Below are 21136 nucleotides of genomic sequence, written 5' to 3'. Positions count from 1 at the left end.
ATTCCTTTCTTATTGTTTCGTCACAGGTGCAAATTTCGCTAATAATCGTTTAATTCCAATCGGACTTGGGAATGCAATATCTAATTCTTTTGCATCACCTTCTCCTTTTACACTGACAACCGTACCGACTCCCCACTTTTGATGGAGCGCCTTATCGCCTACTGCCCAACCAATTTGCTCTCCTCCTGTTGTTTTCACAGTTGGCCTTACAATCTGCGAACGAGAACGTGTCGTTGTCGCTGCCACTTTTGCTTTTGCACCAAATGTTTCTCTTTTTGGTTTTGTTTCATTTAATGGTTCAATTAGTTCTGTCGGAATTTCTGAAATAAATCGAGATGCTGCATTCATATTTGTTCTACCAAATAATGTGCGCATTTGCGCATTCGATAAATATAGCTCTTCTTCCGCACGTGTAATCCCTACATACGCAAGACGGCGTTCTTCTTGCATTTCATCCTCTTCCATAAGCGAACGAGTATGCGGAAAGACCCCTTCCTCTAAGCCAATAATGAAGACAACTGGAAACTCTAACCCTTTCGCTGAATGCATTGTCATTAAAATCACTTCTTCACCAGAAGTTGGGTCTTCATCCACTCGATCGATATCTGCAACAAGTGCTAAGTCTGTTAAGAACGCAACTAAACTCTTATCTTCACTTTGTGATTCAAATGTTTGTGTAACAGATAAAAACTCGTCTAAGTTTTCTAAGCGGCCTTCAGATTCTAAAGTTCGCTCATTCTTAAGCATGTCGCGATAACCCGTTTTTTCAATTACTTCTTCTACTAATTCTGTAACTGATAAATATTCTTGCATGTTTACCCAATTGTGTAATAAACCCGCAAACTCTTTCACAGCCTTTGTAACTTTCGCACTCACACCAACATGTTCAATTTCATCTAATACAGTTGTTAATGAAATTCCATTTTGTACACCGTAATTAATAATCTTATCAATGGAAGTGGCACCAATTCCGCGTTTTGGCACATTAATAATGCGCGCAAAGCTAATTTCATCATCCGGATTCGCAATAAGACGTAAATATGCCAAAATATCTTTAATTTCTTTACGGTCATAGAACTTAATTCCGCCAACAATTTTGTATGGGATATTTGATTTCAAGAAAATCTCCTCGACCATACGAGATTGGGCATTCGTACGATATAATACAGCAAAATCTGTATACTTTCTGTTTCCCATTTGAACTTCATCGCGAATTTTCTTCGCAACAAAGTATGCTTCATCTTTTTCCGTTGCAGCTCGATAATATGAAATTTTGCTTCCAATTTGATTTTCTGTCCATAATTTCTTTGGCTTACGATTTATATTGTTCTCAATAACGGCATTCGCTGCATTTAAAATATTTTTTGTGGAACGGTAGTTTTGTTCTAACAAAATAACCTTTGCGTTCTCATAGTCCTTTTCAAATGAAAGAATGTTGGAAATATCCGCACCACGCCAACGATAAATTGACTGATCAGAATCACCAACAACACAAAGATTTTTAAAGCGCGCTGCCAATTTATTTACAAGCATATATTGCGCTCTGTTCGTATCTTGATACTCGTCCACATGAATATATTGAAACTTACGTTGATAAAATTCCAATACCTCAGGTACGCGCTCAAACAGGTGAATCGTTGTCATAATTAAATCATCAAAATCCAATGAATTATTTTTCAAAAGACGCTTCTGATATTCTGTATACACATCGCTTGATAATTTTTCAAATGGATCCGCAATTGAAATTTGTTTTGCATACTTCTCTGCAGATAACAATTCATTTTTCGCATTACTAATACGAGCTAAAATAGAACGTGGATCGAATTTTTTCGGATCAATATTACGTTCTTTCATAATCTTTTTTACAACAGTAAGTTGATCGCTTGCATCTAAAATAGTGAAGTTTCGATTAATTCCAATACGATCAATGTCACGTCGTAAAATGCGTACACACATAGAGTGGAATGTAGAAATCCAAATATCTTCTGCTTCAGGTCCAACAAGTGTATCGATACGTTCACGCATTTCACGAGCTGCCTTATTTGTGAAGGTAATTGCTAGTATGTTCCACGGTGCAACCCCCTTCTCACCAAGTAAGTATGCAATACGGTGCGTTAACACGCGTGTTTTACCACTACCTGCACCCGCCATTAATAAAAGGGGGCCTTCTGTTGTTTGTACCGCTTTTTGCTGTTCTGGGTTTAAACCGTTCAATAATCGATCTGTCATACTCATATTTACTTGCACCTACTCTCCTTTTACAGCTTTTACTGTTTGTAACGCTGCTTTTATATTCTCATAAATGACGTTCCCAACAACAACTGTATCGGCATATTGCGCTACCTCTTTTGCCTCTTTCACATTTGAAATTCCGCCGCCGTAATACAACTTCGCTTGCTGTAATTCTGCCTTTACTTTCTTAACAAGTTCCACATCTCCGTATGTGCCGCTATATTCTAAATAGAAAATCGGTAAGTGTAACAGCTTGTCTGCCATGCGAGCATATGCAATCACATCATCTTCCGTTAAGTCACATTTTGCTTCTGTCAGCTGAGCTACTTTCGCTTCCGGATTTAAAACACAATATCCTTCCATGAAAATTTCATCCCAGTTCATAATATCTCCAAATTCTTTTAGCGCCTCATGATGAACGCCCGTTAACCATTCAACTTTTCGGCTATTCAACACGCTTGGTATATAATAAAAATCAAATCCCGGTGTAATTGCTTCCACATTAGAAACTTCTAATACACAAGGAACTGCATATCTACGAATGCTTACAAGCATGTGCAATACATTATCAATTGTAACTCCATCACTTCCGCCTACAATAACAGCATCTGTGCCAGACTCACAAATCATCTCTAAATGTTCATCACTTATTTCCTTATTCGGATCAAGTTTAAATACATGTTTCCACTTTGAAATATCGTACATGAAAACACCCTTTCTTTTTTCTAATCACCTATTTATTCAAAAAAGGAGTCCGAAGAACGCTAGCTACATAGCGAAAAAACTGGGACTGGTCTTTTTTCATTTCCTTTACGCATTCTTACATTATAACAAAAAAAACATCTTACACACACGCCCTAATCAACATCTTTTCCACCGTCAAATGTTGGATTACATATCGCAAAACTTAGGTGGAACAATAAAAGATGAAATAGTACTTTTTCTATTTCTAAGCTCATTAAGAAAGGAATGTTTTTCTGATGAAGCCAAATATCGGAACAATAAATGCCCTAATTCGAATTACACTCGGATTCGTTCTGTTAAGTTGTAGTACAGCTAAACTCGTACGTAAACCTTGGTGTACTTGGTCTCAAGTTTTATTATGGTGCGGTGCGATGAAAATTGCGGAAGGGTTTGTTCGTTTTTGTCCAATTGTAGAGGTATTGAAATTCGGAAAATATATGAATGCTGTTAAAATTCCTAGCATGGATTTTAAGAAAACGGGACATACTAATCAGGAAGCGAATTCCCCTTCTAGTTCTGACAAACAAACGTCGAATGGAAGTTATGATGCTTCTGACAAAGAGATTGAGTCAGCAATTGAAAAAGCAATTCTGACCAAACCGCTTTGAATCATTTGTCATAGATGCTCTCAAAAAGACTTAGCTGCTGCAGTGGGCAGCTAAGTCTTTTTATTTTACCATAAATCAGAACATACATTCTCAATTTGTTATTTTTCGGAATTTTTCGTTTTAATCATTGTTTAAATGATATAAAAGTGATATCATTTTTATATCAAAAGGAGGCGATTTGTATGAAAGAAAAACAGGTGTTTTATGTAAATGGGTTTCTAGGTATTATCGGGCTCTTAGTCTTAGCTGGTATCGGTGTATTTTGCCTCGTACAAGAAGTATTTATCGTAGCTGCACTTTGTATCATTTTAGCTGCCATTCTTGCTACTGGCATTGGAATTGTTCCACCAAACCAAGCAAAAGTTATTACATTTTTCGGTAATTATTTAGGAACGATTCGTGAAAATGGTTTATTTTTAACAATTCCTTTATCCTTCCGTCAAACTGTTTCTCTTCGCGTAGAAAATTTTAATAGTAAAAAATTAAAAGTAAATGATATTGATGGGAATCCAGTTGAAATTGCAGCTGTTGTTGTTTATAAAGTTGTGGATTCAGCAAAAGCAATTTTCGGTGTAGAACATTATGATGAATTCGTAGAAATTCAAAGTGAAACAGCAATCCGCCACGTCGCAACGAAATATCCGTATGATAATTTTCAAGATGATAAATGCATCACACTACGCGGAAATGCTGAAGAAATTTCAGAAGAACTAAAGCGTGAACTAGAAGCACGCTTAGAAATCGCTGGTGTAGAAGTATTAGAAACTCGTTTAACACATTTAGCTTACGCGACAGAAATTGCGCATGCCATGCTACAGCGTCAGCAAGCAAAAGCGGTACTGGCTGCGCGTAAAGAAATTGTTGAGGGTGCCGTTCAAATGGCAAAAGACTCTATTCAGAAGCTAGATGAAGAAGGTATACTTGATTTAGATGATGAACGTAAAGCAAATATGGTGAATAACTTATTAGTTGCCATCGTTTCAGATAAAGGAGCACAACCGGTTATTAACACAGGAAGTCTATATTAAAGGTTGTAGGTAATATGGCGAAAAAGAAAAGTTTTCCATTACGCATTGATCCTGAATTACACGCAATCATTGAAAAATGGGCGAATGATGAGTTTCGTAGTGTTAATGCTCACATCGAGTATTTACTTCGAGAAATGGCGAAACAAAAAGGAAAGCTCAAAAAAGAGAAATAGGCTTAAAGTTCCCCTATAAAGTTCTTCCCTTTAACAGATAAAAGGAAAGCTATTTTATAAATAGGTTTTAAAATTTCTTAAAAAGTATATAATCATAGTAAGTCTAAAGAAGAGAGTATCTGCCAATACTCTCTCTTATAATATTTAGGTAGCACTCTTTGCATATCCGCAATAATAAAACAGACAAAAATTGACTTTCGAACACTCATAATTAATTATGCAAAACAATCTCTTCTCCAGATTTTCTTTGGAAATCTATCATCCTATAATCGACTATGCCATGAGAAAAATACAAAAAAATCCTTATTTTGCATATAGTAACATAAAAGTTTTTATATCACCTTCCTATTCTGCTCTCTTGAAATAATTTGCCTATGCGATGATTAAAGATGAATACAGTCTCTTCTCTTCAATTATCGAATTCCCAAAAGTATAAGAGTAATTTTAGAACCCCTATCTCTCCTATACTATACGAGAAGTCTGATAAATTCATTAAATGTAGCGGTTTTCACACTATCCTTCCGATAAATAAAATACGTTGGAATAAATCTATTTTCATTTAATAACGGTTTCCGAACGAGCTCTTGATGAGAATCGAACTGCTCTGCTACTTCTCTCGGGAGTATAGATACCCCAAGCCCAGCTTTTACACAGCCGATAATACCATCCAAAGAATTTAACTCCATCACTTTCCTCGGAACAATTCCTTCTGACAATAGCCATTCTTCCAATACTTTTCTATAAAAACAGCCCGATTGGAAAACAATAAACGACTGATTTTCCATATACTTATGGTCCAGTAACAAACTTTTCTTTGACAGCAGCATCATTTCTTCTTGAAATACTTCAATTTTTTCGAGTGCTGGATCATCTATACAATTTGCTACAAATGCTCCTTCAAGCTCATGCAAAAGCACCTTTTTCGTTAATTCTTCCGTGCTATTCGTTTGAAGCGCAATCTCAACTTCTGGATATTTTGTATGATAATTAGAAAGAATGTTTGGCAGTCTAACTGCTGCTGCCGTTTCCATCGCTCCAATCTTTAATGTCCCCTCTGGTAAAATCGTATATTTAATATCTCTTTTTGACTCATTCAATAATTGAATCATTTTTTCAGCATATATTAGTAACTTTTCTCCTGCATGTGTTAATGTCACCCCATTTCGATGGCGATAAAACAACTGTGTTTCGTATTCTACTTCTAATCTTTTTATTTTAGCTGTTACATTCGATTGGACAAAATTAAGACGAACTGCTGCTTTTGAAATGCTCTTCTCTTGCGCAACCATATAAAAAGCTACAAAATCTTGTAAATTCATTTTTTCTCATCCTTTCATTCATATCATTATTTTTGATATTACATATTGAAAAACAGTATTTTACGCACTATGTATATTCCACTATCATATGTATTAAGAGCTATTTCAAGAAGGGAGATTACATGAAAGACACAAAAACATGGAAAATGATTTTATCCGGTATCTTTGCCCTAGTAGCTGTAATGGGCATCAGTCGATTCGCTTATACACCCATTATTTCTTTTATGGAAAAGCAAGCTCATGTAGAAGAAGACCTTGCTGGATATTTAGCATCCAGTAACTATCTCGGTTATCTCCTTGGCGCCTTCTTCATTGGATTAATTACGATAAAAAATCGTGAAAAAGTGTTACATCATTATTTATTTTTCAATGTTCTTTCGACCCTTTGTATGGGCGTTCCCTCTCAAATTTACTTTTGGTTTCCTCTTCGATTTATTGGAGGATTTACGAGCGCTATCGTATTTGTTCTTGCCTCCAGTATTGTTTTAGATTATTTATTTCATCGGAATAAAGTTGTACTAAGCGGGATGATTTATAGCGGCGTTGGAATCGGAATTATTTTTGCTGGAGTATTCGCTCCTCTGTTCAACTCATTTTGGAATTGGCAAGGTGCTTGGCTTGGATTAGGTCTTATTAGCTTTAGTCTAGCTATTTTTGTGTGGAAATGGTTAAAAGAAGATACAAAACATACCGAACAAAAATCAAAAGTTCCTTCAATCCATACAAATCATAGAAAAAACTATTTATTTTGGCTTATTTTAGCTTATGGATTTGAAGGATTTGGCTATATCATTACTGGTACTTTCCTTGTTACGATTGTCGAAAGAATGACACATTCTCTCTTTTACGCATCTTGGAGCTGGATTATTGTTGGAATTGCCGTGATTCCATCTAGCTATCTTTGGTCAAGTCTTGCACAAAAATACGGAACAACGCGTACCCTTACTTTTGCTTATATTTTACAAATGATAAGTATCCTTTCCCCGCTCCTCCTTCCAAATGTTCTCGGATCATTTTTAAGCGCATTATTTCTGGGAGGCACCTTTGTTGGGATTACCATCTTAACAACGACAGAAGCAAAGCGAATCCAGCCGAATGAAAGTAATAAAATTATCGGCTATACAACAGGTGTTTATGGAATTGGGCAAATTATCGGGCCTATATTAACAGGTGTTATCGCAAAACAAACTGATAGCTTTTTCTTCCCACTTCTCATCGCCGCTCTCACTTTATTCATCGCAATTCTACTCTTATTCATCGGTGAAATACGATGTAAACAAGCAGCCAAAAACTCTCTATCGGTACAAGACTCTTTATAAGCTGTTGAAACCATTCCACATTCCCTTTCTTATTTCCTTTCAAAAAAAGAAGCTAACATCTGTTAGCTTCTCGTCATTTCATTTCCAATTGCACGATATCCTATATCATTTCGATAAAATAAACCATCGCTCTTAATCTTTGTAACTTCTGTATATACTTGATCTTTGGCAGATTGTAAGTCGTGCGCTTTGCATGCAACAAATAGCACACGACCACCATTTGTTACAAAATCTCCATGCTGCATCTTTGTCCCTGCATGGAACACAATTACATCTTCTAACATCTCTAGCCCAGAAATAACAGCACCTTTTTCATATGATTCCGGATATCCTTTTGAGGCAAGCACAATACCAATCACAGCTTCTTTAGACCATTTTAGTGTTAACTCACGATTATCCAATACAGCATGACATACATCAACTAAATCATTTTCCAAGCGAGGTAATACAACCTCTGTTTCTGGATCACCAAAACGTGCATTGAATTCGATTACTTTCGGTCCCTCATTAGTTAAAATAAGTCCCGCATATAAAATACCTGTAAATGAACGTCCTTCTTGAATCATTGCTTTTGCAGTTGGATGTAAAATTTTCTCCACCGCTTCATTAACCGCTGATTGTGGAATTTGCGGTACTGGAGAATATGCTCCCATCCCGCCTGTATTCGGTCCTTTATCCCCATCAAAAGCACGTTTATGATCTTGTGCAATTACCATTGGGTGTACTGTTGTTCCATTTACAAATGCCATTAAAGAAAATTCTTGTCCATCTAAAAATTCTTCAATAACAATCTTTTTGCTCGACTCACCAAATTTTACATCGTGCAGCATTTCTCGCGCAGCTTTGAGTGCCTCTTCAAGCGTCATTGCGACTGTCACGCCTTTACCAGCTGCTAAACCGTCCGCTTTAATTACAATTGGTGCACCGACTTTTTTTATGTATGCGACTGCTTCCTCATAATCCGTGAATGTTTCATATGCTGCTGTTGGAATATCATATTTTTTCATTAATTCTTTTGCAAAAGCTTTACTTCCTTCAATTACAGCAGCCGCTTTATTCGGTCCAAAAACGCGAAGCCCCTCTGCTTCAAAACGATCAACGATTCCATTCATAAGAGGAATTTCTGGACCAACAAATGTGAAACCGATATTGTTTTCTTTCGCAAATAAAATAAGTGCATCAAACTCATGTTCCTCGATATCAATTGGTGTTGCTACATCTCGCATACCTTCATTACCTGGTGCTACATACACCTTCTCTATTTTCTCAGACTGTGCAAACTTCCAAGCTAAAGCATGTTCACGTCCGCCGCGGCCGATTACTAATATATTCATATGTCATCCTCCACTTTTAAAATGGAAAATAGGAGCAAGCCTATTTTTCGTGTCGTATTTTGTAGATACGTCGATATCTCATGTCGAAACGCCGATATATTTCAACTTGCGCCGATAAAATTTCATGTACTTTTATATGCCTATTAATGTTTGAAATGACGTACGCCCGTGAACACCATCGTAATCCCATATTCATCCGCTTTTTTAATCGAATCTTCGTCACGGATTGACCCGCCTGGTTGAATGATTGCTGTAATCCCCGCTTTTGCGGCCTCTTCTACTGTGTCTGGCATTGGGAAGAACGCATCGGATGCTAAGGCGCTACCTTGCGCTTTGCTACCTGCTTGCGAGATTGCAATTTTTGCAGAACCAACACGATTCATTTGTCCAGCGCCAACACCGATTGTCATATTATCTTTTGCGAGTACAATTGCATTTGATTTTACATGTTTTACAACTTTCCAAGCTAATTTTAAGTCGTTCCATTCTTGCTCTGTTGGTTCACGTTTTGTAGGAATTGTGATTGTCTCTTCATTTAGCGCTAACGTATCTTCTTCTTGAACAAGAAGTCCACCTTGAACAGAAGTTAGTTTTTTACTTGCACTTGTTGTCTTCTCAATATTTACCGTTAACAGACGTAAGTTTTTCTTACTTTGCAATACTTCTAAAGCCTCTTTCGAAAATGAAGGTGCAATAATAATTTCTAAGAAGATTTCATGTAATTTCTCTGCCACACGTTTATCAATTTCACGGTTCGCTGCAATAATGCCGCCGAAGATTGATACTGGATCCGCCTCATAAGCACGTTTATACGCTTCATGGATATCCGTACCAACACCAACTCCGCATGGATTCATATGTTTTACGGCGACTACCGCTGGTTCTGTAAATTCTTTCACAATGCTAAGCGCTGCATCTGCGTCATTGATGTTGTTATAAGATAGTTCTTTTCCGTGCAATTGCTCTGCATATGCAACAGAAGAAACCACCGCAAATGGTGCTTTATAGAATGTTGCTTTTTGATGCGGATTTTCTCCGTAACGTAAATCTTGCTTTTTCTCGAATGTTACTGTTAATATTTCTGGGCTTTCTTCTCCCATTTGTTCAGTCAAATAGTTTGAGATTAATGCATCATATGCCGCTGTATGACGGAATACTTTCGCTGCTAATTTACGCTTTGTTTCGTCTGTAACCTCACCTTTTTCTTTTAATTCAGCTAATACAACGTCATAGTCTGCTGGATCTACAATTACTGATACAAATTTATGATTTTTTGCAGCTGAACGAATCATTGTTGGACCACCGATATCAATATTTTCAATCGCATCAGCAAATGTTACATCAGGCTTAGCAATCGTCTCTTTAAATGGGTATAAATTTACAACGACAAAATCAATCAGCTGAATGCCTAATTCACTCATCTCTGCTACATGCGCTTCATTATCACGCACTGCAAGTAATCCACCATGAATATTGGGATGTAATGTTTTGACACGACCATCCATAATCTCTGGGAAACCTGTTACTTCAGAAATCCCCATTACTTGTAAGCCATTTTCCTCTAATAATTTTTTCGTGCCACCTGTTGAAATCACTTCAATTCCTTGTTCAAGCAAACCTTTCACGAATTCTACTACTCCTGTTTTATTAGAAACACTTACTAATGCACGCTTTTTCATTTCTTTTACACCCCTATTTCACAGTTCGTTCTTTCATAGATTGAATGATTTTATTTACCGTATTTACATATAAACGATGTTCCACTTGTTGAATTTTCTTTTGCAAACTATCTCTCGTATCATTTTCAGAAACCTGCACTGCTTCTTGTGCAATAACCGGTCCTGTATCCATACCAGCATCTACATAGTGAATCGTTACTCCAGTTACTCCCACCCCTGCTTTTAACGCTTGGCCAATAGCATCTTTTCCTGGAAAGCTCGGTAATAACGATGGATGAATATTAATGATTTTTCCCCCATATGCTTCTAGTAATGTCGGTCCGATAAGACGCATATATCCCGCTAAAATAACAAAATCAATCTCGTATTCTCGTAATTTTTTTAATATCTCTTTTTCAAACGCTTCCTTTGATTCATATGCTTTCGCCGAAAAAGCAAAGCATGGAACATGATGATAATGCGCTCTTCCGATTACACGCGCCTCGGGTTGATCACATACTAGCAAACTAATTTCAGCATGTAATCTATTTTCTTCTACTGCGTTAACGAATGCTTGAAAGTTAGATCCGCTTCCAGAGGCAAATATTGCCAATCTATTCATGATCTATTCCTCCATTAAAAGCAACACCTGATCCTTTTACAGTGCGTCCAATGATATACGCTTTTTCTCCTTGTTCTTCAAGAAGACGAACAACCGCTTTTGCATTTTCTTCTTTCACCGCTACTACCATACCAATACCCATGTTAAAAATATTGAACATTTCCTTCTCTTCTATCTTTCCAACCTCTTGAATTAGGCTAAAAATCGGTTGAATGTTCCAAGAGCCAAGGTCAATTTCTGCTCCAATTCCTTTCGGTAACATACGTGGAATATTTTCAATAAAACCACCACCTGTAATATGTGCCATGCCATACACTTCATATTTCTTCAATAGTTCTAAAATAGGTTTGACATAAATTTTCGTCGGCTTTAATAACTCTTCACCAAGAGGTAGTTCTAACCGTCCATATATACGGTCTAAAGACATCTGTCCGTCTTCTAATAATACTTTGCGAACTAAGGAATAACCGTTACTATGAATCCCACTAGAAGCTAAACCAATTAACACATGCCCCTCATCAAGCGAATGACCTGTTATAATTTTCTTTTTATCAACAATCCCAACAGTAAATCCTGCTAAATCATACTCTTCCTTGGAATACATACCTGGCATTTCTGCTGTTTCCCCTCCAATTAGTGAGCATCCAGCTTGCCGACAACCTTCCGCTATACCTTTGACGATGTGCTCAATTTTACTTGGATCAGCTTTACCACAAGCAATATAGTCAAGGAAAAATAATGGTTCTGCTCCTTGAACAACGATATCATTTACACACATTGCTACTGCATCGATGCCAATTGTGTCATGTTTATCTGCCATGAAAGCAAGCATTAACTTTGTACCTACACCATCTGTTCCTGATACTAATACAGGTTCTTCTAATGGCAATTTTGATAAATCAAACATACCCCCAAAACCACCTAGACCGCCTAGCACTTCTTTTCTCATTGTTGTTTGTACGTGTTTTTTCATGCGAGATACCGCTTCATATCCAGCTTCAATATCTACTCCTGCTTGCTTATACGCATTCGCCATTGTTTTTCACACCTCGTCTTTTAATTTCTCCCCATCTAGGGCGACCGTTTTCAGAAAGAAGCTAGCTTCTACATAGAAAGAAGTAGAAGCTTCTTTTCTTTTTTATTTCATACTTTCTAAAAGTTCTTGTTCATAATCGTAAAGAGCGGTCGGATAATCTCCATTAAAGTAAGCCATGCATAACCCGCCGTATTTCCCTTCATATGGACGTCCAATTGCATCTACTAATCCATCTTCACTTAAAAATGTTAGAGAATCTGCACCGATGATTTGACAGATTTCCTCTACAGAGTGATTTGCAGCGATTAATTCTTTTCTCGTTTGAATGTCAATGCCATAGAAACATGGATACTTAAGAGGAGGGGAAGCAATTCTTACATGCACTTCTGTCGCTCCTGCTTCACGAAGCATGCGAACAATCCGCTTACTGGTTGTCCCTCTTACAATTGAGTCATCAATCATGACAACACGTTTTCCTTCAACTACACCGCGTACTGCAGAAAGCTTCATTTTCACCCCTTGCTCACGCAGCTCTTGGGATGGTTGAATAAAGGTACGTCCGACATAACGATTTTTAATTAATCCTAATTCATATGGAATTCCCGTTGCTTCTGCATAACCAATGGCTGCTGAGATGCTAGAATCAGGTACCCCTGTTACAACATCTGCCGCAATAGGTGCTTCCATTGCTAAACGTTTCCCCATATTTTTACGCGCCGCATGAACATTGACGCCGGCAATATTAGAGTCTGGTCGTGCAAAATAAATATATTCCATACTACAAATTGCGTGCTCTACTTCATTTGTAAAACGATCTACTTGAATCCCTTCATCATTTATGATAAGAAGTTCTCCAGGTTCAACATCACGAATATATGTCGCACCAACTACATCGAAAGCACATGTTTCAGATGCTACAACATAGGCATCCCCCATTTTCCCAATCGAAAGCGGGCGAAACCCATTTGGGTCTAGTGCAACAATCATTTCATGACTTGTTAGTAACAAATATGCAAATGCACCTTTTACTTTATTTAACGCATCCTTTACACTCTCGATTAATGACCCTTTCGTATTTCGCTTAATTAAATGCAGCAATACTTCTGTATCTGAACTTGTTTGAAAGATACTTCCTTCTGCCTCTAATTCACGGCGAAGCATTTTGGCATTAATTAAATTCCCATTGTGAGCTAATGCCATACTATGATCAGAGAAACGAAATAGTAATGGCTGAACGTTTGCTACTTCACTTCCGCCCGCTGTTGCATAACGCACATGGCCAATGGCCGATTTTCCATTTAAACCTTCTAACTCGCCTCTTGAAAACACTTCTGATACTAAACCTAACCCCTTATGACCAATAATTTTCTCCCCATTATTCACCACAATACCTGCACCTTCTTGCCCACGGTGCTGTAAACTATGCAATCCGTAGTACGTAACTTGTGCTGCATTTTCATGCCCCCAAATTCCGAAGATGCCACATTCTTCATTTAACCCCTTTATTTCAGCAAGCATGGGATTGCCCCTTTCCAAGCCTTTCTCATTTCATCAACATTTGCTGTAAGTAGTACTTCATTTTCTTCATTATGAATTGTTACTTCATTTGTATTTGTGACTTCACCAACTTGAATTGCTTCTACTACTTTTTCAAACGCTTCTTGTTGTTCACGTTTTACTGTTACAACAAAACGAGATTGTGATTCTGCGAATAATGCCGCTGTTGCCTCCCCAGCTAATTTCACAGTAGCACCTAAGCCTTTCGCGCCGATTGCACTTTCAGCAATCGCAACTGCTAATCCGCCTTCTGCAACGTCATGTGCCGATTGAACAAGTCCCGCCTGAATTGCTTCTAGTAATTGTTTTTGACGTTTTGCTTCTACTTCTAAATCAATACTTGGTGATTGACCGAAGATTTTACCGTACATCATCTTCTGTAATTCACTTCCACCAAATTCAGCTTTCGTTTCACCCATAACATAAATAAGATCCCCAGCTTGCTTAAATTCTTGTGTTGTTACATGTTTTAAATCGTGAACAAGCCCAACCATTCCAACAGTTGGTGTTGGATATACAGCTTCACCGCTGCGCTCGTTGTACATTGATACATTTCCACCAATAACTGGAGTTTGTAATGTACGACAAGCTTCGCTCATACCATCTACTGATTTCTCAATTTGCCAGAAAATTTCTGGTTTCTCTGGATTACCAAAATTTAAGCAATCTGTGATTGCAAGTGGTTCTCCGCCAGAACATACAATATTACGCGCAGCTTCTGCTACTGCAATTTTACCGCCCGTTTCAGGATCTAAGTAAATATAACGAGAGTTACAGTCCGTTGTGATTGCTAATGCCTTCTCTGTACCACGTACTCGCACCACCGCTGCATCTGATCCTGGTGTAACAACAGTACTTGTGCGTACTTGATAATCATACTGATCATATACCCATTCTTTACTTGCAATCGTTGGTTGTTGTAATAAAGCTAGTAATGTTTCTTTATAGTTATCTACTTTTGGCGTCTTCATTTTCATTTCTTGAAATTCCTTAAAATATGCTGCCTCTTTTGAAGGTTTATGATAAATTGGCGCTTCTTCTGCTAATGCATCCGCAGGTACTTCTGCTACCATTTCACCTTTATGGAATAAACGAAGCATTTTATCTTCCGTTACTTTTCCCATCGCAACTGCCGCTAAGCCATACTTTTCAAATAACTCTACAACTTCTTGCTCTCTACCTTTTTTCACCACAATCAACATACGTTCCTGTGATTCAGATAACATCATTTCATATGGTGTCATACCTGTTTCACGCTGTGGCACATCGTCTAAATACATTTCAATACCCATTCCCGCTTTACTTGCCATTTCCGCAGAAGATGATGTTAAGCCCGCAGCGCCCATATCTTGAATTCCAACAAGCGCATCAGATTGGATTAACTCTAAGCATGCTTCAATAAGAAGTTTCTCCATAAACGGATCGCCTACTTGTACTGCTGGGCGTTTTGCTTCTGAACTCTCAGATAGTTCTTCTGATGCGAAAGTTGCACCATGAATACCGTCTCGTCCTGTTGAAGCACCGACATACATAACCGTGTTACCAGCACCGTGCGCTTGCCCTTTTTTTATATCTTCATGATGAATTAACCCAACGCACATTGCATTGACAAGTGGGTTTCCTTCATAACATGGATCAAATTGTACTTCTCCGCCAACAGTTGGAATACCAATACAGTTACCGTATCCTGCAATCCCTGCAACTACTTCTTCAAATAAATACTTCACGCGTGGTGATTGGAGTTCACCGAAGCGCAGTGAGTTCAATAATGCAACCGGACGTGCTCCCATAGAGAATACATCACGAATAATACCGCCAACCCCTGTTGCTGCACCTTGATACGGCTCAATTGCCGAAGGATGATTGTGACTTTCCATTTTAAATACAACTGCTTGATTATCACCAATATCTACAATACCTGCGCCTTCTCCAGGTCCTTGTAATACACGTTCTCCTGTTGTTGGGAACTTGCGAAGAACTGGTTTTGAGTTTTTATAACTACAATGCTCTGACCACATAACAGAGAAAAGCCCTGTTTCCGTATAGTTCGGCAGACGTCCTAAAATCTTTTCAATCATGGCAAACTCTTCGTCTGTTAACCCCATTTCCGCATATATACGTTCTTCTTTAATTTGTGTTGGATTTGGTTCAAGCATTAACGACATATGTTTCCCTCCAATATTTCAAAATAGATTGAAAGACTTTTAACCCTTCTGCACCGCCAAGAATTTCATTCACAGCACGCTCTGGGTGTGGCATCATGCCAAGCACATTACCTTTTTCATTTACAATACCTGCAATATCTGAAACACTTCCGTTTGGATTGTCTACATAACGGAATACAATTTGATTCTTCTGCTCTAATTTTTTAAGAGTTGCTTCATCACAATAATAATTTCCTTCACCATGTGCAATTGGGATATGAATGATTTCCCCCTTGTTATATTGTGATGTAAACATCGTTTCATTATTTTCAACACGTAACGGAACAGTTCGGCACATGAATTTTAAGTTTTGATTTCGTATCAATACCCCTGGTAATAATCCTGATTCAACAAGAATCTGGAATCCATTACACACGCCTAAAATAGGCTTTCCTTGCTCAGCAGCTTTTTGCACTGCTTTCATTGCATTCGCAAATCGAGAAATGGCACCGCAGCGAAGGTAATCACCATAAGAGAATCCACCTGGTAAAAGAATCGCATCATATTCGTCTAAGTTCTCTGCATCATGCCAAACATAATCTACATCTTCACCAAGCTCATCTTTAATTGCATGAAACATATCAACATCACAGTTCGAACCTGGAAAAACGATTACGGCAAATTTCACTGTGCGACAACCTCCTCAATTTCATAACGGAAATCTTCCATTACAACGTTTGCTAATAGTTTTTCACACATTTCTTTTACTTTTCTATCAAGATCAGTTACCGATTTATCAATTGTTAACTCCATATATTTACCAATGCGCACATCTTGTACTTCTGTAAAGGAAAGGCTGTGAAGAGCACCTTTTACTGCTGTTCCTTGTGGATCTAATACACTCTCTCTTAATGTTACATATACCTTAACTTTATACATGTGAAGCCCCTCCTAAACGTTTTAAAATTTCTTCATATGCCTCGGTTAAATTACCTAAATCGCGGCGAAATACATCTTTATCAAATTTCTCATTGCTCTCTTCATCCCATAAACGACAAGTATCTGGTGAGATTTCATCCGCTAATACAATCTTGCCTTCCTCTGTAATACCAAACTCTAATTTAAAATCTATTAACCTTACACGACAGCTTGCGAAATGCTCAATCAAAACTTGATTGATTCGTAGAGCCTTTTCTCGTAATGTACTTATCTGCTCTAATGTTGCAGCGTTTAACACACGAATATGATCTTCTGTTACAAGAGGATCTCCTAAATCATCATCTTTGTAGTAAAATTCTACGATTGGTTTCGTAAGTGGTATTCCCTCTTCCATTCCTAATCGTTTGGAAAGGCTCCCTGCAATGACGTTTCTTGTAACAACTTCTAATGGAATAATACTTACTTTTTTCACAAGTTGTTCTGTATCTGATAGCTTCTTTACAAAATGTGTTTCAATTCCCACTTCTTGCAACTTTCTGAACAAAAAAGTTGTAATTTCATTGTTCAAACGACCTTTTCCTGTAATGGTCGCTTTTTTCTCTCCATTGAAAGCAGTAGCACTATCTTTGTACTCTATCCAAACCATATCTGCTGCTTCTGTACGATATATTCTTTTTGCCTTACCTTCATACAGCAATTCTAGCTTTTGCATTTCGCAAGCCCCCTGTAGTTTGAAAAATGTGAATAATATTTTTATAAAGAATGGCACAGAATAACGCTATTCTGTGCCATATAAAATTTTCTGCTTAGTTTAGTCCAAGACGTTCAAAAATAGTATCAACATGTTGTAAGTGATATTCATAGTTGAAACATTCGTTGATTTCTTCTTGTGTTAACTTGTTTGTAATACGCTCATCTGCCTCTACAAGATCTTTAAATTGTACTTGTGTCTCCCACGCTTCCATCGCTTTAGGCTGTACGATATCATAAGCTTCTTCACGTACCATACCTTTGTCGATAAGAGTAAGCATGACACGTTGCGAATAAATTAAACCGTATGTTCTTTGCATATTGCGTTTCATGTTCTCTGGGAATACCGTTAAGTTTTTCACGATATTACCGAAGCGGTTTAACATATAGTTTAATGCAATAGTTGCATCGGGTAAGATAACACGTTCTGCAGAAGAGTGCGAAATATCACGCTCATGCCATAATGGAACATTTTCATAAGCTGTTAACATATAACCGCGAATAACACGTGCCATACCAGTCATATTTTCAGAGCCAATCGGGTTACGTTTATGCGGCATAGCAGAAGAACCTTTTTGACCTTTTGCGAAAAACTCTTCTACTTCACGAGTTTCACTCTTTTGTAAACCGCGAATTTCAACTGCCATCTTTTCAATAGATGTGGCAATCAATGCAAGTGTTGACATGTAATGCGCATGGCGATCACGTTGCAATGTTTGTGTAGAAATTGGCGCTGCTTCTAATCCTAAGTTTTCACAAACATATTTTTCTACAAATGGATTAATGTTTGCATACGTACCAACTGCACCTGATAATTTACCGACGCGAACTGTATTAGCTGCTTGTTTGAAACGTTCCAAGTTACGTTTCATTTCTTCATACCAAAGACCAAGTTTTAAACCAAACGTTGTTGGTTCTGCATGAACACCATGTGTTCGCCCCATCATAACTGTGTATTTATGTTCTTTCGCTTTATTTGCTAAAATCTCAATAAAGTTTTCTAAGTCCTTTAATAAGATTTCATTTGCTTGTTTTAAAATATAAGACAATGCTGTATCTACTACGTCTGTTGATGTTAAACCGTAGTGAATCCATTTGCGTTCTTCCCCTAATGCAGGTGTTTCTGATACTGCACGAGTAAATGCTACTACATCATGACGTGTTTCTTTTTCAATTTCATAAATACGATCCATATTAAATGATGCATTTTCGCGAATTTTTTTCACATCTTCTTTTGGAATTTCACCAAGTTCCGCCCATGCTTCACAAGCTAAAATCTCCACTTCCAACCATGCTTTAAATTTATTTTCTTCCGTCCAAATCGCACCCATCTCAGGGCGTGTATAACGACTAATCATCTTTTTCCCTCCAACAGTTGTTCTTGATGGTCCCAAATATGCAAACTACGCGCTTTTTCTAGAGCCACTTCGATATTTTCATTCAAAATATTAACATGTCCCATTTTACGCTGTAATTTTGCTTCTTCTTTTCCATATAAGTGTAAATAACACCCGGTTAATCTATTCACTTGTCTTAGGACCCCTTCTATATGTTCGCCTAAAATGTTTACCATGACAACTGGTTTTAACAAATTTGTTTCCCCAAGAGGTAAATTACAGATTGCTCGAATATGCTGTCTAAACTGACTCGTTTCACATGCATCAATTGTATAATGACCGGAATTGTGAGGACGTGGAGCCAATTCATTAATATAAATTTCACCATCAACTGTAGCAAACATTTCTACTGCTAGTGTTCCCACTAACTGAAGTTCATCCGCGAGTATCTGTGCATATTGAATTCCCTTTTGGGAAAGGTTTGCTGTAATGCGAGCTGGTACGATTGATTCATGTAAGATGTTATTCACGTGAATATTTTCAGCTACTGGAAATACCTTTGTTTCCCCGCTTACACTGCGCGTTACAATAACAGATATTTCTTTTTCAAATGGCACCCATTTTTCTAAAATACATTCAGATTTACTAATCAGTTCACTTGCTCTTGTAATATCAGCTTCGCTTCTTAAAACAACCTGACCTTTGCCGTCGTATCCTCCCGTTGTTGTTTTTAATACACAAGGGAAAGACAGTTCCCTTATTGCCGTAAGTAGCTCATTTTGCTTTTGAATGAGACGATATGGTGCTACCGGCAAACCAGCTTCTACAATCGTATTCTTTTCTGTAAAACGATTTTGGGTTTTGAATAGTAATTGGCTCCCTTGTGGCAAATATGCATACTTCTCAAGCCACTGTAAACATCTATAATTAATGTTCTCAAATTCATATGTAACAACATCGCTTATTTCCGCCAAATGCTGTATCGCTTTTAAATCGTCATAAGCGGCTACAATTTCAATATCAGCAACTTGTGCACATGGAGAATGTCTTATTGGATCTAAAACAGCGATTTTATAGCCCATTTCCTTCGCTGCTAAAGCCAGCATTCTTCCAAGCTGACCGCCGCCAATGATTCCAATTGTTTGTCCAGGTAAAATGATTTTCGTCATATTAGCTCACTACCTTCGCGCACATTTTTCTCAATTGCTTCTCGTCTCAGTTCTAATGCATCATGTATGTCATCATAAAATGAGCCAAGTATTTGTGCCGCGAGCAACCCTGCATTTGTGGAACCAGCCTTTCCAATGGCAACTGTCGCAACGGGAACTCCCCCTGGCATTTGAACAATAGATAATAATGAATCCAAGCCATTCAATGCTTTTGATTGCACAGGCACACCAATTACAGGAAGATTTGTCTTTGCTGCAACCATTCCTGGTAAATGAGCAGCACCTCCAGCTCCAGCGATAATCACTTTTAATCCACGCTCACGAGCGGTTTCTGCATATTCAAACATATAATCCGGAGTCCGATGAGCAGATACAACTTTCTTCTCATACGGAATTTTTAATTCATTTAAGATGTCACAAGCATATTTCATTGTTTCCCAGTCTGACGTGCTTCCCATTATGACTCCAACTAGTGATTTCATAGTAGAATCCCCCCGATTCAAATAAAAAAAGCCTGAAATAGAACATTTCTCTTACTATAAGAGAAAGCGCTCTATCCAGGCATACGTATCCCTTGTGAATAGAAAATACCGAGTGACTTTCCCTCATAGTCTAACGAATAACGGTCGTTAGGTAGAGACTTGCAGGCCATAACCCCGCGATTATATGAGGTGCGATATAATATTGTTTCTATGGTTATATTAACAATATTCAGTAAGCGATGTCAACAAATAATCGAATGTTTTTTTAAACACTAAAAAAAATGTTCGATTATTTGTTGACATATTTATGCGAATTATTATTAATATAAAAGAATTTTAAGTCATTCTCTCATGTTTCTTTTTATCCTCTTAAATTGCTAAAAGCTAAACTTAGGGGGGAAGGATTCCTATAGTTCTTTCTAACCTAAGATATCTAAATCCACCTCACCTATGTAGCTATTTCTATTCATATTAAAAACATAGTAGAACAAAAGAATTGCAAAGTGAGCTTGATAAGTTACAATCAAACACGAATATTCAAATGATAGAGAAATAACAAAAAACCTAAGTCAGATTGACTTAGGTTTTTTTGCTTGGCGACGTCCTACTCTCACAGGGGCAAGGCCCCAACTACCATCGGCGCTAGAGAGCTTAACTTCCGTGTTCGGTATGGGAACGGGTGTGA

General features: G+C 37.7%; 19 protein-coding genes, 1 rRNA gene and 1 riboswitch. Of the genes, 4 read left to right on the top strand and 16 right to left on the bottom strand.

The window, feature by feature from the left end; genetic code table 11:
- Positions 1–9 precede the first annotated feature (9 nt).
- Both pcrA and pcrB read right to left on the bottom strand, forming a co-directional pair.
- A complete protein-coding gene (gene pcrA / locus MR056_RS16110) occupies positions 10–2235 on the bottom strand; it encodes a DNA helicase PcrA (protein WP_140388379.1) in 2226 nt (741 codons plus the stop codon).
- Positions 2236–2247: 12 nt separating this feature from the next.
- Positions 2248–2937, bottom strand: a complete 690-nt coding sequence (gene pcrB / locus MR056_RS16105) for a heptaprenylglyceryl phosphate synthase (protein ID WP_011983406.1) — start codon at positions 2935–2937, stop codon at positions 2248–2250.
- Positions 2938–3212: 275 nt separating this feature from the next.
- Here pcrB and MR056_RS16100 point away from each other — a divergent pair, with 275 nt between their 5' ends.
- From MR056_RS16100 to MR056_RS16090, 3 genes are all read left to right on the top strand, one after another.
- Positions 3213–3584, top strand: coding sequence for a YgaP family membrane protein (locus MR056_RS16100; RefSeq protein WP_048724299.1), 372 nt, complete (start codon positions 3213–3215; stop codon positions 3582–3584).
- A gap of 182 nt (positions 3585–3766) precedes the next feature.
- Entirely contained in the window at positions 3767–4612 is an 846-nt protein-coding gene (locus MR056_RS16095; protein WP_011983404.1) for an SPFH domain-containing protein, read from the top strand.
- Between the two features lie 14 nt (positions 4613–4626).
- Entirely contained in the window at positions 4627–4785 is a 159-nt protein-coding gene (locus MR056_RS16090; protein WP_011983403.1) for a type II toxin-antitoxin system antitoxin, read from the top strand.
- 467 nt (positions 4786–5252) lie between these two features.
- On the opposite strand, the gene MR056_RS16085 is transcribed toward MR056_RS16090, so the two are convergent.
- Positions 5253–6104 carry a LysR family transcriptional regulator gene (locus tag MR056_RS16085; RefSeq protein ID WP_048724302.1) on the bottom strand — a complete coding sequence of 284 codons (852 nt, stop codon included), beginning with the start codon at positions 6102–6104 and terminating at the stop codon, positions 5253–5255.
- 122 nt (positions 6105–6226) lie between these two features.
- Between MR056_RS16085 and MR056_RS16080 the strand changes: the two genes are divergently transcribed.
- Complete coding sequence (locus tag MR056_RS16080) at positions 6227–7423, top strand: YbfB/YjiJ family MFS transporter (protein WP_048724303.1); 1197 nt, start codon at positions 6227–6229, stop codon at positions 7421–7423.
- 62 nt (positions 7424–7485) lie between these two features.
- Here the strand turns inward: MR056_RS16080 and purD are convergent, their stop codons facing one another.
- The 13 genes from purD to rrf form a co-directional block, all read right to left on the bottom strand.
- Positions 7486–8757 carry a phosphoribosylamine--glycine ligase gene (gene purD / locus MR056_RS16075; protein WP_048724305.1) on the bottom strand — a complete coding sequence of 424 codons (1272 nt, stop codon included), beginning with the start codon at positions 8755–8757 and terminating at the stop codon, positions 7486–7488.
- 143 nt (positions 8758–8900) lie between these two features.
- On the bottom strand, positions 8901–10436 hold the full coding sequence (gene purH / locus MR056_RS16070; RefSeq protein ID WP_048724307.1) for a bifunctional phosphoribosylaminoimidazolecarboxamide formyltransferase/IMP cyclohydrolase: 1536 nt from the start codon (positions 10434–10436) through the stop codon (positions 8901–8903).
- Between the two features lie 13 nt (positions 10437–10449).
- Positions 10450–11037: a phosphoribosylglycinamide formyltransferase gene (purN, locus tag MR056_RS16065; RefSeq protein ID WP_011983398.1), complete on the bottom strand. Its 588-nt coding sequence runs from the start codon at positions 11035–11037 to the stop codon at positions 10450–10452.
- Positions 11030–12073 (bottom strand): phosphoribosylformylglycinamidine cyclo-ligase, encoded by a 1044-nt coding sequence (purM, locus tag MR056_RS16060; protein ID WP_011983397.1) that lies wholly within the window; start codon positions 12071–12073, stop codon positions 11030–11032. Before purM ends, purN begins: the two co-directional genes overlap by 8 nt.
- A gap of 102 nt (positions 12074–12175) precedes the next feature.
- The gene (gene purF, locus MR056_RS16055) at positions 12176–13591 is read right to left on the bottom strand and encodes an amidophosphoribosyltransferase (RefSeq protein WP_011983396.1); all 1416 of its coding nucleotides are present in this window, start codon (positions 13589–13591) and stop codon (positions 12176–12178) included.
- Positions 13576–15795 carry a phosphoribosylformylglycinamidine synthase II gene (gene purL / locus MR056_RS16050; protein ID WP_048724308.1) on the bottom strand — a complete coding sequence of 740 codons (2220 nt, stop codon included), beginning with the start codon at positions 15793–15795 and terminating at the stop codon, positions 13576–13578. Before purL ends, purF begins: the two co-directional genes overlap by 16 nt.
- Positions 15779–16462, bottom strand: a complete 684-nt coding sequence (gene purQ / locus MR056_RS16045) for a phosphoribosylformylglycinamidine synthase subunit PurQ (RefSeq protein ID WP_011983394.1) — start codon at positions 16460–16462, stop codon at positions 15779–15781. Before purQ ends, purL begins: the two co-directional genes overlap by 17 nt.
- Positions 16459–16713 carry a phosphoribosylformylglycinamidine synthase subunit PurS gene (gene purS, locus MR056_RS16040; protein ID WP_011983393.1) on the bottom strand — a complete coding sequence of 85 codons (255 nt, stop codon included), beginning with the start codon at positions 16711–16713 and terminating at the stop codon, positions 16459–16461. Before purS ends, purQ begins: the two co-directional genes overlap by 4 nt.
- Complete coding sequence (gene purC, locus MR056_RS16035) at positions 16706–17425, bottom strand: phosphoribosylaminoimidazolesuccinocarboxamide synthase (RefSeq protein ID WP_048724311.1); 720 nt, start codon at positions 17423–17425, stop codon at positions 16706–16708. The genes purS and purC overlap by 8 nt, the downstream gene beginning before the upstream one ends.
- Positions 17426–17519: 94 nt before the next feature.
- Positions 17520–18821, bottom strand: coding sequence for an adenylosuccinate lyase (gene purB / locus MR056_RS16030; RefSeq protein ID WP_048724313.1), 1302 nt, complete (start codon positions 18819–18821; stop codon positions 17520–17522).
- Positions 18818–19969: a 5-(carboxyamino)imidazole ribonucleotide synthase gene (purK, locus tag MR056_RS16025; protein ID WP_011983390.1), complete on the bottom strand. Its 1152-nt coding sequence runs from the start codon at positions 19967–19969 to the stop codon at positions 18818–18820. The genes purB and purK overlap by 4 nt, the downstream gene beginning before the upstream one ends.
- Positions 19966–20451, bottom strand: a complete 486-nt coding sequence (gene purE / locus MR056_RS16020) for a 5-(carboxyamino)imidazole ribonucleotide mutase (RefSeq protein ID WP_011983389.1) — start codon at positions 20449–20451, stop codon at positions 19966–19968. The genes purK and purE overlap by 4 nt, the downstream gene beginning before the upstream one ends.
- 106 nt (positions 20452–20557) lie before the next feature.
- Positions 20558–20659, bottom strand: a riboswitch (purine riboswitch).
- A 383-nt stretch (positions 20660–21042) separates the two neighbouring features.
- Positions 21043–21136 (bottom strand): 5S ribosomal RNA (gene rrf / locus MR056_RS16015); the annotation flags it as partial.

This window comes from Bacillus cereus group sp. BfR-BA-01360, from assembly GCF_022663595.1.
GTDB lineage: Bacteria > Bacillota > Bacilli > Bacillales > Bacillaceae_G > Bacillus_A > Bacillus_A cytotoxicus.
This window is presented reverse-complemented; position numbering and strand designations above follow the sequence as displayed.